This is a genomic window from Pseudomonas sp. HUK17 (genome assembly GCF_001566765.1).
Genome location: NZ_LSMW01000010.1, coordinates 181928 through 194635, shown reverse-complemented (window position 1 = coordinate 194635; position 12708 = coordinate 181928). Strand labels below are relative to the sequence as shown.

Genomic DNA, 12708 nt, shown 5'->3' with positions numbered 1-12708 from the left:
TCAGGCGAAGGCGTTGTGGTAGGCGTTGAGCGCCGGTGCGCCCCCGAGGTGAACATAGAGCACCCGGCTGCCCTTGGCGATCTCGCCACTGCGCGCCATGGCGATCAGCCCGGCCATGGATTTGCCCTCGTAGACCGGGTCGGTGAGCATCCCCTCCATCTGCGCGGTGTAGCGGATGGCCTCGACGGTGGGGCCATCCGGCAGGCCGTAGTCCGGTCCGCAGAACCGTGGCTCGATGATGACGTCCTCGTCGCGGATCTCCTGCTTCAGGCCGATCATCTCGGCGGTGTTGCGCGCGATCTTGGTCACCGCGGCGCGGGTCATCTCGGCGTCCGCCGCCGTGTCGATGCCGATCAGGCGGCGTTCCCGCTCCTGGGCGCGAAAGCCTACCACCATGCCGCCCTGGGTAGAACCGGTACAGGTGGCCGTGACCACGGTATCGAAGAAGAGGCCCTGCTCGCGCTCCTGACCGGCCAGTTCATCGGCGAAATGGGCATAGCCGAGGCCACCCAGGGGATGGTCCGAGGCGCCGGCGGGAATGGCGTAGGGCTTGCCGCCTTCACGCCGTACCTCGTCCAGCGCGCGCTCCCAGGTGGCCTTCACCGCGGTGGAATAGCCCTCGCCTTCCAGCAGCGTCTGGGCACCCATCAGCCGCGACAGCAGGATGTTGCCGACCTTGTCGTAGACCGGGTCTTCCCACTTGGTCCACTCCTCCTGGACCAGCCGGCACTTCATGCCCAGCACCGCGGCGACGGCGGCCACCTGGCGCGTGTGGTTGGACTGGATGTTGCCGATGGAGACCAGGGTGTCGCAGCCCTGCGCCAGCGCATCGGCGGCCAGCCATTCCAGCTTGCGCACCTTGTTGCCGCCATAGGCGAGACCGGAGGAAACGTCGTCACGCTTGGCCCAGAGTTCGATACCGAGGTCCTTCGACATGCGCTCCAGCTTGTGCAAGGGCGACGGGAAATAACCGAGCTTGACGCGGGAAAAACGCTTTTCGAGGTCCAGGGACATAGCAGCGACTCCAGTGATGAGAGAACGCCTTCCATGCTAGGCAAAGCTCTGGAAAAGGTGCTTTCGAATGATCGGCACAAAACCTGCTTTTCTTCTGGATTAGGTGTTTGAACGACAAGACCCTTCAGTCAGAATCCTCTTCCAAAGGAGAATCTTTCGATGAGCGAAAGCGCGGAACTCACTCCGGTCGAACGCAAGATCCTGAGAGCCCTGCAACAGGACGGCCGTCTGAGCAATGCCGAGCTGGCCCGCCAAGTGTCCCTGAGCCCCAGCGCCTGCTGGAATCACACGCGTAAGCTGTTCGACAGCGGCGTCATCACCGGCGTCAGGGCCCATGTGGACCCCAAGGCCGTGCAGCGGGAGACCGCGGTACTGGTAGGGGTGGTGCTGGACCGATCGACCCCGGAATCCTTCCAGGCCTTCGAAGCGGCCGCCCGCGCCCTGCCCCCGGTGTTGGAGTGCTACCTGGTGGCCGGCGACGTCGACTACTTCATCAAGCTCAGGGTCAAGGACATCGCCGCCTTCAATCGCCTGCACAGCGAGCGGCTGATCGCCCTGCCCGGCGTGCGCCAGGTGCGCACCTTTTTCGTGCTGAACGAAGTCAAGACCGAGGGGTTGTTGCCTATCTGATTCGGCGGGTGGCGCTTAGGCAGGGACAGGTGCCGAGCGGCGCCCGTTCAGGATAGCTGTCGGTTTCCGAAATTGTTGCGACATTTTGGAAATACCTAAACCGGAATCAGCCAATGACAGAAATCGACCCTTAGCAGCCATTTGTGTAGCGCGTCCTCATAGGTAGAGTTGAGATAGGCAAGACACCAGGTCTAGGCGAACGATCCTCCGGTAGGCGCTATTTACTCTTACGGTCTAATGATGGCTGTGTGATCTCAGTCCGGTTACGCTCGGTCGCACCAGGAAGGAAGAGCGATTGCTTGTTCTTTTTGAGTTTCGAACTGAGGTGCTATAAAGAGTGTTAGAACACACCTCTCGTGCTTTCTGATATATGCAATTCGACTCACAGCGAGGAAGGACTCCATGTCTTTTAGTGACTATTGGAAAGGCCCAGCACACCGGCAGCGTGCGGAGGCCCTAGAAGCTGAGCTCGCGAAGCTTCATGCCAAATGTTCGCAGTTACAGGCGCTAATTACGCAAATAGGTGCCATGGACGTAGTAAACGTCCAGAACCTCGTTGAGCAAGAGAAGGTGAGGCTGGCGGCTGTTCGCGAAGAAACTCAACGATCAGAACGGGAGATGGCAGCGCTTGCCCAGCGTTCCACTGATCTGCAAGAGCAGATACTTATATGGGAGGAGACAGTTCTCCTAGAGAGTTTTGCGCTCTACGAGCCAAGGTTCAAGCTAACCACTAGCCAAGAGTACAAGGCTCGCTTAGATAGCGTCCGCGATAGACAGAAGGTGATGGTCAAGAATGCACAGGCCGCAACCGGCAACATGCAATGGACTGTGAACAACAGCCAGGCGCAAGGCCGCAAACTTGTGAACGACATGATTAAGCTAGTGATCCGCTCTTTCAACAACGAAGCGGATGCATGTGTAGCCAACGTGAAATTCGACAACGTTGAGCTTGGGGAGAAGCGAATCCTCAAATCGTTCGAAGCCTGCAATCGGCTCGGCAAGATCATGAGTGTAGAGATATCTGGTATTTACCTCGACCTCAAGCTTGACGAGCTTTATCTTGCCCATGAATTTCAGATCAAGAAACAAGAAGAAAAGGAAGAGGCAAAACGTGCCCGAGAAGAGCTTCGAGAGCAGCAGAAGCTGGAGCAGGAAATTCGCTCGGCGCGGGAGAAAATTGCTAAGGAGAGGAAGCACTTTACGGCTGCTATGCGCGACCTTCAGGCTCGTCTTGAGCAAGCACAATCGGATGAAGAGCGTTCAGCGCTACTAGTAAAGCTAGCCGAAATTGAAGCTAGTCGATCCGAGCTAGAGAGCGAGGAAAAGCTCATTGATTATCGCGAGCAGAATGCCAAAGCCGGATATGTGTATGTGATCTCTAACCTTGGGGCATTCGGTGAAGGTGTTTACAAGATAGGCATGACACGCCGTTTGGAACCTATGGACCGAGTAGACGAGCTAGGTGACGCCTCAGTGCCATTCTGGTTCGATGTGCATGCCATGGTTTTCTCGAATAATGCGCCCGCGTTAGAAGCAAAGCTGCACGACCACTTTGCATCAGGCCGGCTCAACAAGGTCAATGGGCGTAAAGAATTTTTCCGGGCTGACATTGCTGAGATCGAGCGAATCATTCGGGAAAATTATGATGCTGTTGTGGAAGTCACCCACGAGGCGGCAGCAGAGCAGTACCGTGAAAGTCTTCGCATGGCTCTTCCTAAGCCGGCTATTCAGCAAGCAGAGCGAATAGCTGCACGAGGATAAGGTGCGCCCGCTATGGGTCGATAGCAGGCCTCCGAGCTGTTCCCACCTATTAAAGGCCATCCCTAAAAATTGTTCACGGAAAATTCCGCAGGCAGTCGCAGCAGTTTCGAAAATCTAAAGTCGCCACTTGTGGCCCTCGCCGGCTAGGAGTCGCACCTGTTTCGGAAACCGACAAGAGGATCAAGCCTTTACGGCTAGAGCCAGGATGGTGGCCACCAGCGCCTGGGTGCGCGGGACCAGGGTGTCGAGCACCAGGAACTCGGCGTCGGTATGCACCTTGCCGCCAATCGGGCCCAGGCCACAGAGAGTGGGCACACCCAGGCTGGCGGTAAAGCCGGAGTCGGCGCAACCGCCGGTGAACTCCCCCTCCACGCTGAAGCCGAGTGCTTGCGCCTCGCGCTGGTAGAGCGCCAGCAGGTCACGGCTCAGGTACTCTTCCATGGGTAGGAACAGGCCGGCGGTGATGACGCTGGCCCGGGTTCCCGGCAGCTCTCCCTCGGCGACGATGGCCTCTATGCGCTTCTGCAGCTCGGGCCAGTCGGCCAGGGCGACGAAGCGCACGTCCAGGCGCGCGGTGGCGCTGGGCGCCACGGTATTGCTCGAGGTACCGCCCTCGATGAGACCGACATTGGTGGTGATGCCACGCTCGTAGTCGGTCAGGGCGTGCAGCTTGACCACCTTGAGCGCCAGGGCCTGGATGGCGCTGGCGCCCTCGGCGTGGCTGACGCCGGCATGGGCGGCACGACCGCTCACGCTGATGGCCAGGGTGGCGCCGCCCTTGCGCGCCTTGACCACGTTGCCACTGACCCGCCCGGGCTCGCAGTTGAGCACGGCCCGGGCGCCGCGGGCCGCCGCTTCCAGGTATGGGCGAGCCGTGCCGGAGCCGATCTCTTCATCGCCGGTGTAGAGCACCCGCACCGGAAACGGCAACTCGCCGGCGCGCTTCAGCGCGCGCAAGGCGAAGCAGCTCGCCACCAGGCCACCCTTCATGTCCGCGACACCGGGACCATAGGCCTGGCGGGCATCCTGGGTGAAGCCGCGGCTGGCCACGGTACCCGGCGGAAAGACGGTGTCGCGATGGCCCAGCAGCAGCACCGCGGCGCCCGTGGCGGGCCCCACCTGGGCGGCAAGGACGTCACCGAAGTCGGTAACCGGCGTCCGGGTGACCTCAATGCCGTCTTCGTCCAGGGCGGCGGTGAGCACGGCGCCGACGGCATCCACGCCGGCCTTGTCGTAGCTGTTGGAATCGGTATCGACCAGGCGTTGCAGGAGACGGGTCATCGGCTCGCGCTGGGTGGCGAGCCACTCCAGGGCAGTAGTCTTGGCAAGGGACATCAGCTGCGGCTCCAGCGATCGCCCAGGTCCCAGAACAGCCCGGCCATGAGTTGCAGCCCCTGCCGCACGACCGGGGCCAGGAGATGCTCATTGGGCGCGTGCTGGGAGCAGGCGGGATAGGAATGAGGTACCCAGAGGGTGGGCAGTTCGAGAATGTCGGCAAAGATGTCATTGGGCAAGCCGCCGCCGAAATTGGGCAGCAAGGCGGGCTTTGCGCCCAGGGTGTGGGTCAGGGACGTCAGGGCCCAGTCCACCCAGGGATTCTCCGGGTCCAGGCGCGAGGCGTGGAGGATCTCGTCTTTGGCACGGGTGACCCGCACCGCGGCGAAACCCTGCTCGGCCAGGTGCGCCTCGATCAGCGGGATGAAGGTCGTGCAGTCGCAGCCGGCGACGAAGCGGATTTGGCAGTGGGCACGGGCACTACCAGGAATGGCATTGACCGGTGCCTCGGGATTGCCGGTGGTGAAGGCCAGTAGTTCGAAGGTGTTCCAGCCATAGACGCGTTCGGCTGGGGTCAACCCAGGCTCGCCCCAGAGGGGATCGATGGCCGGATCACCCGGCGCGCCGCCCACCTCGATGTCGGCCAGCGCCCTGCGCACCGGTGCGGGCAGCTCGGTGGGCTTGAGCCCCGCGACCTGGATCTGGCCCCGGGCATCCACCAGGCTGGCCAGGGCGTGGGCGAGAATGATGCCGGGATTGGCCAGCAGTCCGCCCCAGTTGCCGGAGTGATGGCCGCCATCGCGCAGCTCCAGGTGCAGGTCGAAATTGAAGGTGCCCCGGGCACCCAGGAACAGCGTTGGCCGGGATGCCGAAACCCGCGGACCGTCGGACGCGATGAACAGATCGGCGGCCAGCGCCTGGCGCTGCTCCTGGCAAAAGGCGCGCAGCCCGACCGAGCCGATCTCCTCGCCCATCTCCAGCAGCAGCTTGACGTTGTAGCCCAGGCGTCCGCCGCGGGCGGCGATCACCTGTTCCAGCGCCGCCAGGTTGAGCAGGTGCTGGCCCTTGTTGTCGGCGGTGCCGCGGCCGTACCAGCGCTCGCCCTGCTCCACCAGGGTCCAGGGCGCAAGGCCTTCGCGCCAGCGGCTGGCATCGCCACGCACCACGTCACCGTGGCCATAGCTGAGCAGGGTCGGCAACGCCGGATCCTCGATCCGCTCGGCGATCAGCAACGGTCCCTTGCCGGCGACCGGATTGTCCAGCTGCCGGCTGGTGAAGCCGAGACTGGCCACATAGGGGGCGATGAACTCATTCAGGTAGCGCTGCAGCTCCGCCTGGCGCTCGGGTTCCTGGCTTTCGGTGGGATGGGCCACGGCGGTGGCGAGCCGGGCACGGAAGGCGCCGCTGTCGAAGTGCGCGGCGGCAAGCTCAAGGGCATGGGTACGGCTGGTCATGGCGGACTCCGGGGTCAGGCGGGTTCGGGGAGGTGGCAGCGCTTGCTGCCGCCGGGGATGGGTTCACGTTCCGGATAGCGCTCGGCGCAGGGGCCGAAGCAGCGCGGGCAGCGGGGATGGAAGGCGCAGCCACTGGGCGGCGAGATGGGATTGGGAAAGCTGCCGCCCAGGCCCAGCGCCGGCAGGCCCAGGCTGGGATCAGGGGTGAGCACCGCATCCAGCAGCGCCCGGGTATAGGGATGCGCCGGCTGGGCGAACAGCGCCGCTCGCTCGCGCTCCTCGACGATCTTGCCGAGGTACATCACCGCCACCCGGTCGGCCAGGTGCTCCACCACCGCCAGGTTGTGGCTGATGAGCAGATAGGTCAGGCCGAATTCACGCTTGAGTTCCAGCAGCAGATTGAGGATCTGCGCCTGCACGGAGACGTCCAGCGCCGAGGTGGGTTCGTCGCAGATCAGCACGTCCGGGCGCATCACCAGGGCGCGGGCGATGGCCACCCGCTGGCGCTGGCCGCCACTGAGCTGACCGGGATGGCTGTCGGCGGCGCGCCGTGGCAAGCCCACCACGTCGAGCATCTCCGCGACCCGCCGTTGCTGCTCGGCGGGCGTGCCCAGGCCATGCACCTTGAGCGGCAGCGCCACGATCTCGCGCACCGTCTTGCGCGGATTGAGCGACGAATACGGGTCCTGGAAGATCGGCTGGATATGCCGGGCCATGCGCTTGCGATCCACTCCACGCAGGTGCTCGCCGCCTACCAGGATGTCGCCGCTGGTGGGCGCCAGCAGCCCCAGCAGCAGCTTGGCCAGGGTGCTCTTGCCGCACCCCGATTCCCCCACCAGCCCCAAGGTCTCGCCGCGATAGAGCCGCAACGAAATGCCATCCACCGCCTTGAGGGTGGCCGGCGGGCGGAACAGGCCGCGACCCAGGGTGAATTCGCGGCGGATGTCGCACAGTTCCAGGGCGATCTCGCGGCTCATCGCACACCTCCGACCCGGCGCAGGGGTTCGCTGGGCAGGGCGAAGTGGCAACGCGCCAGGTGCGCGCCCTCCTCCAACAAGGGCACGCTGTCGGCGCAGGCCGCCACCGCCTGCGGGCATCTGTTGCGAAAGGCACAGCCGTGCTGCTCGCCGACCAGGCTGGGGACCAGGCCGGGAATGGCACCCAGCGGCTGCCCGGGACGGGTCCGGCCCGGTACCGGGATGCTCGCCAGCAGCCCACGGGTATAGGGGTGTCGGGGGGCGGCGAACAGCTCGGCGGCCGGTGCCTGCTCGACGATCTGGCCGGCATACATGACCGCTACCCGATCGGCGATGCGCGCCACCAGCCCCAGGTCGTGGGTGATGAAGACGATGGCCGTGCCGAATTCCCGCTGCAGGTCGCGCAACAGGTGCAGGATCTGCGCCTGGATGGTGACGTCCAGCGCCGTGGTGGGCTCGTCGGCGATGATGAGGTCCGGTTCGCACAGCAGCGCCATGGCGATGATCACCCGTTGCCGCAACCCGCCGCTGAGCTGGTGCGGATACTGGCGCAGGCGCTCGCCGGCGTTGCTGATGCCGACCTTTTCCAGCATGGCCTCGGCCCGTGCCCAGGCGGCCTTGCGGCCCAGCCTGCGGTGGCGCCGCAGTACTTCGGCGAGCTGATCACCGATGCTGTAGGCCGGATTGAGGGCGGTCATGGGCTCCTGGAAGATCATCGCCAGGCGATTGCCGCGCAGGTCGCGCATGCCCCTTTCACCCAGGGTCAGCAGGTCGTGTTCGCCCAGCATCAGCCGCGCCGCCTGGCGCCGGGCCTGGCGCGGCAGCAGATCCATCAGCGCCAGGGAGGTGAGCGACTTGCCGCAGCCGGATTCGCCCACTAGGCAGAGCATCTCGCCCCGCTCCACCTGCAGGTCCAGGCCGCGCACGGCGTGCAGGGTGTCGTCCCCCAGGGGGATGTCGATGCGCAGGTCTTTAACGTCGAGCAGTGCCATGGTCAGTCCTCCGCTTAGTTGCGCCCGCTGGGCGCGGCCAGGTCCCGGATACCGTCACCGACCAGATTGATGGCCAGCACCAGCAGCATGAGGGCGATGCCGGGAATGGCGATCACCCAGGGCGAAAAGAACATGTAGGGCTTGCCTTCGGCGATCATCAGGCCCCAGGACGGCAACGGTGGCTGCACGCCAACGCCGAGAAAGGACAGGGTCGCCTCCAGCAGGATGGCGTGGGCCATCTCCAGGGTGATCACCACGATCAGCGCCCCCAGCACGTTGGGCAGGATCTCGCCGACGATGACCCGCCAGGGTGAACAGCCCAGCGCCTGGGCGGCGGCCACGTATTCGGCGTCGCGGATCTGCTGCACGGCGGCACGCACCACCACGGCGAAGCGATCCCATAGCAGGCAGCCGAGCAGGATCACCACCACCTGCAGCGAGCCACCTACCAGGGAGGCGGCGGCCAGGGCCACCATCACCACCGGCAGGGCCAGGCGGGTGGTCACCAGGTAGCTCACCAGGGCGTCGATCTTGCCGCCGTAGTAGCCAGCCAACACCCCGAGCAAGGTGCCGATGGCGCCGGAGATGAGCGCCGCGGCAAGGCCGATGAATAGCGAGATGCGCGCGCCATAGAGCAGCCGGGAGAGATAGTCGCGGCCGAGCTTGTCGGTGCCCAGCGGATGGGCCCAGGTGCCCTTGGCCATCCATACCGGTGGTTTCATCCGCTGCATCACGTCTTGGGCATAGGGGTCGTGGGGCGCCAGCCAGGGCGCGGCCAGGGCGGCGAAGACGATGACGACGAGCAGCACGGCGCCCAGGGCGAAGCCGCGGTGACCGAACCAGCGGCGCAGCTGGCGGCCCAGCGTCGGGCGCGGGGGCAAATAGTCGTCGAGCACGAAGGGATTGGCGACGGTCATGGAGCCTCCTAGCGCACGCGAATGCGCGGGTCGAGCAAGGCGTTGAGCAGATCGGCCACCAGTGTCAGCACGATGTAGATCAACGCGATCAAGAGGACGATGGCCTGCACCACCGGAAAGTCGTTGCGGGCGATGGCGTCCCAGGCCAGCTGGCCAATGCCCTGCAGCGAGAACACCGCCTCGATCACCACCGAGCCGCCCAGCATGAAGCCGAACTCCACCGCGGCCAGGGCCACCACCGGGATCAGCGCATTGCGCAGGGCGTGCTTGAACAGTACCCGCGCCGGACTCAGGCCCTTGGCTCGGGCGGTGCGGATGTAGTCAGCGCCCAGCACATCGAGCATCCCGGCGCGGGTCAGGCGCATCAGCGAGGGGGTGGCGTAGTAGCCCAGGGCGATCGCCGGCAGGATGAAGTGCTGCCAGGTGGTGTTGCCAGATACCGGTAGCCACTTGAGGGTCACGGCGAAGACGACGATCAGCACCAGGGCGAACCAGAAGCTGGGCATCGCCTGGCCAAAGGTCGCCAGGGTCAGCGCCAGGCGGTCGATCCAGGTGTCGCGCTGGACCGCGGCCAGCACCCCGAGCGGGATGGCGATGAGCAGCGCCACCAGCAGCGCGATGGCGCCCAGGGTCAGGGTGATGGGCAGGCGGCTGGCGATGAGATCCCGCACCGATTCCTGGAAGAAGAACGACTGCCCCAGGTCCAGCCGCAGCAACTGCCCGACCCACTCGACGTACTGGGTCGCCAGGGGCTTGTCGAGTCCGTGTTGATGACGCACCACCTCGATCTGTTCGGCGGTGGCCTCGGGGCCGGCGATGGCGGTGGCCAGGTCGCCGGACAGGTGCAGCAGGAAGAAACTGATGAGGGAAACGGTAAAGGCCACGGCCAGGGCGATACCCAGGCGGCGCAGGAGGTATGCGGACATGCTCAGCTCCTCGGCTAGGGGCGCCCCCGTGGGGGGCGCCGGGACGGATCAGTTCCAGTGGGCCAGGGCGAAGCGCGGCAATTCGTCCGGATAGGGCTGGAAGGCCAGGTCCGAGGTGAAGGCGTAATTGATGGAATAGTTGAACACCGGCGCCCAGTAGGCCTGCTCGGCGATCCGCTGCAGCGCCTTGCGGTAGTTCTCCTTGCGCACGGCCGGGTCCATGGCGGTGTCGGCCACCTTGAGCCAGTCGATCACCTGGGGATCCTTGGCCACGTCGTCGGCGTTGCCCTTGAAGTAGACGCCGGTGGCCGCCGAAGCATCGGCGATGGAGAAGGAACCCCAGGCCAGAAAGGCCATGGGCACCTTGCCGGCGCGCTGCTGGTCACGCAGGGCGGCGTATTTCAGATAGCGCAGCTTGGCGTCGATGCCCACCGCACGCAGGTCCCCGATCAGCGCCTCGACCACGTCGCGGTCGCGGTAGGCGAAGATCTCGGTGCTGAAACCGTTGGGATAGCCGGCGGCCTTGAGCAGGGCCTTGGCCTTCGCCGGGTCGTAGGGGTAGCCCGGTACCGCCTTGGCGTCGCAACCGAATTGCTCCGGATAGCACGCCACCTGCAGCGGCTGGCTGCCGCCCCCCATGAGCTGACTGGCGATGGCTTTACGGTTGATCGCGTAATTGATCGCCTGGCGCACCTCTGCCTTGGCAAAGGGCGAATCCGGACTGGAGCTGCCCTGGGCATCCATGCTGAGGAAGCCGATCCTCATGCTGGCGCCGCTCTCCACGGTGAGATTGGGCGCGGCCTTGAGTTGCTCGGCCTGGTCCGGCGCCACGCGCCAGGCCCAGTCGATGCCGCCGGTCATGAGTTCGGCGAGACGGGTCTCGGCGTCGGGGATGACGCGGAACTGGATGTGGCCAATGCGCGGCTGCCCCTGGGGACTGTCCTTGAAATAGTCCGGATTGCGCTCCAGCGTGACCCCCTGACCGCTGGTGACCGCGACGATGCGATAGGGCCCGGTACCCACCGGCTTCTGCGCGAAGCCCGCCAGACCGACCTTCTGGAAGTACTTGCCGGGATAGATAGGCAAGGGATTGGCCAGGTATTCCAGCGCGGCTGGAAATGGCTGCTTGAGGTGCAGGCGGACCTTATATTCGCCCAGCTTCTCGGCGCTCTTGATCCAGTTGACGTTCTGCTGGGTGACCACCTTGCCCTCGGGCAAGGCCACGTAGTTGAAGGTGAAGACCACGTCATCGGCGGTGAAGGGATCGCCGTTGTGGAAGGTCACGCCCTGGCGCAGATCGAAGTCGAGGGTCAGCGGATCGACCTGCTGCCAATGGGTGGCCAGCATCGGCTTGTATTCGCCGGTCTGGGGATCGCGGTAGATCAGGGTGTCCCAGGCCAGGTGGGCGAGGATGACGCCTTCACGGGCATCGTTGTGATAGGGGCTGACGTTCTCGGGCTCGGTATCCGAGGCGTAGACCAGGGTGTCGTTGGCCTTGCCGGCGAAGGCCTGGCCCTGGGCCAGAAAGAGGGAAAACGCGATGCCACAAGCGAAACCTTTGAGTCCCATGCCGTCTGTCTCCGGGGCGGTGGTTGGTCAAAGGCAGGTCCGCGAAACGCGGGGAAGGAAGTCTTGCTGAAGGCTGTTATTGATCTCTTGACCCGACTCTAGGTCTTGCCATCCCATGCCACAAGCAGAATATTTAGATGCGAGCCATGCCTTTTCGGCAAAGGAGGCCCCATGCAGCCCTACGGAATCCAGTCCACTGCCCTGCGCTATTTCCTTGAGGTGGTGCGCTGCGGCTCCATCAGCGAAGCCTCCCAACGGCTCAATGTCGCGGCCAGTGCCGTGAGCCGCCAGATCGCCAAGCTGGAACGCGAACTGGAGACGCCGTTGCTCGAACGCCGCGCTCGCGGGGTGGTGCCCAGCGCCGCCGGCGAGCGTCTGGCGGTGCATGCGCGCAAGGCGCAGCTGGCCAGCGAGCAGGTGGCGGCCGAACTGCGCGGCCTCGCCGACCTGCGCCGCGGCCAGGTGCGTCTGGCCACCACCGAAGGCTTTTCGCTGGACTTCCTGCCCGAGGTCATCGTTGCCTTTCGCCAGGGCTATGCCGGCATCCACTTTTCCCTGGAGGTCTGCGCGCCGGCGGCGGTCACGCGCCAGGTCCAAGAAGGCGATGCCGACCTGGGCCTCACCTTCAGCCTCAGGCCTGAGCCGGACATCAGCGTCGACGCCACCTTGAGTGGCGCCATCGAGGCGGTGGTGGCGCCCAAACATCCCCTCGCCGGCCGTACCGAGCTGACCCTGGCCGATCTACAGCCCTTTCCGCTGGCGCTGCCAATGCCCGATACCACGGTGCGGCAGCTGTTCGACATCTGCTGTGGCGTCCAGGGACTCTCCTTCGAGCCGGTGCTGGTAAGCAACAACATGCAGGCGCTCTATCGCTTCGCCGCCTTGGGCGGCGGCGTGGCGCTCTCCAGCGAACTGAGCCTGCGCAGCCGGCTACGCGAAGGTCAGCTGCGGGCATTGCCGCTGCGGGATGACGGCCTTGCGGCGCGCCGGATCGAATTGCAGAGCATGGCAGGCCGCGAATTGCCGCCGGCGGTCAATGCCTTTCGCCACGCGCTCATCGAGGCGCTGGGGCGCTGAATCAAAGCGGTGCATTGCGCCGCTTCGAACGCACTGCGATGGGGCGGCGCGCGGGGTGCAGCCTCAATGTCCAGGCGAGCAATCCGCCTGGTAGGGGACCTGGCGGTAACTGGCAC

At 64.9% G+C, this 12708-nt stretch carries 11 protein-coding genes; 3 read left to right on the top strand and 8 right to left on the bottom strand.

What is annotated here, in order from left to right; translation table 11 throughout:
- A complete protein-coding gene (locus AX284_RS06400) occupies window positions 1–1008 on the bottom strand; it encodes a 1-aminocyclopropane-1-carboxylate deaminase (RefSeq protein ID WP_201785584.1) in 1008 nt (335 codons plus the stop codon).
- Between the two features lie 165 nt (window positions 1009–1173).
- Between AX284_RS06400 and AX284_RS06395 the strand changes: the two genes are divergently transcribed.
- A complete protein-coding gene (locus AX284_RS06395; RefSeq protein ID WP_064308720.1) occupies window positions 1174–1644 on the top strand; it encodes an Lrp/AsnC family transcriptional regulator in 471 nt (156 codons plus the stop codon).
- 402 nt (window positions 1645–2046) lie between these two features.
- The gene (locus AX284_RS06390; protein ID WP_068384191.1) at window positions 2047–3405 is read left to right on the top strand and encodes a DUF4041 domain-containing protein; all 1359 of its coding nucleotides are present in this window, start codon (window positions 2047–2049) and stop codon (window positions 3403–3405) included.
- Window positions 3406–3585: 180 nt separating this feature from the next.
- On the opposite strand, the gene AX284_RS06385 is transcribed toward AX284_RS06390, so the two are convergent.
- From AX284_RS06385 to AX284_RS06355, 7 genes are read right to left on the bottom strand one after another with little or no spacing between them, the layout of a single operon-like run.
- A complete protein-coding gene (locus tag AX284_RS06385; RefSeq protein ID WP_068384189.1) occupies window positions 3586–4740 on the bottom strand; it encodes a M20 family metallopeptidase in 1155 nt (384 codons plus the stop codon).
- On the bottom strand, window positions 4740–6134 hold the full coding sequence (locus AX284_RS06380; protein WP_068384187.1) for a M20 family metallopeptidase: 1395 nt from the start codon (window positions 6132–6134) through the stop codon (window positions 4740–4742). The genes AX284_RS06385 and AX284_RS06380 overlap by 1 nt, the downstream gene beginning before the upstream one ends.
- Before the next feature lie 14 nt (window positions 6135–6148).
- On the bottom strand, window positions 6149–7111 hold the full coding sequence (locus AX284_RS06375) for an ABC transporter ATP-binding protein (RefSeq protein ID WP_068384185.1): 963 nt from the start codon (window positions 7109–7111) through the stop codon (window positions 6149–6151).
- Complete coding sequence (locus tag AX284_RS06370; RefSeq protein WP_068384183.1) at window positions 7108–8103, bottom strand: ABC transporter ATP-binding protein; 996 nt, start codon at window positions 8101–8103, stop codon at window positions 7108–7110. Before AX284_RS06370 ends, AX284_RS06375 begins: the two co-directional genes overlap by 4 nt.
- 14 nt (window positions 8104–8117) lie before the next feature.
- A complete protein-coding gene (locus tag AX284_RS06365; RefSeq protein WP_068384181.1) occupies window positions 8118–9020 on the bottom strand; it encodes an ABC transporter permease in 903 nt (300 codons plus the stop codon).
- An 8-nt stretch (window positions 9021–9028) separates the two neighbouring features.
- Window positions 9029–9946 (bottom strand): ABC transporter permease, encoded by a 918-nt coding sequence (locus AX284_RS06360; protein ID WP_068384179.1) that lies wholly within the window; start codon window positions 9944–9946, stop codon window positions 9029–9031.
- Window positions 9947–9994: 48 nt separating this feature from the next.
- Window positions 9995–11515 (bottom strand): ABC transporter substrate-binding protein, encoded by a 1521-nt coding sequence (locus AX284_RS06355; protein WP_068384177.1) that lies wholly within the window; start codon window positions 11513–11515, stop codon window positions 9995–9997.
- Window positions 11516–11686: 171 nt separating this feature from the next.
- Here AX284_RS06355 and AX284_RS06350 point away from each other — a divergent pair, with 171 nt between their 5' ends.
- Window positions 11687–12592 (top strand): LysR family transcriptional regulator, encoded by a 906-nt coding sequence (locus AX284_RS06350; RefSeq protein WP_068384175.1) that lies wholly within the window; start codon window positions 11687–11689, stop codon window positions 12590–12592.
- Window positions 12593–12708: the final 116 nt, after the last annotated feature.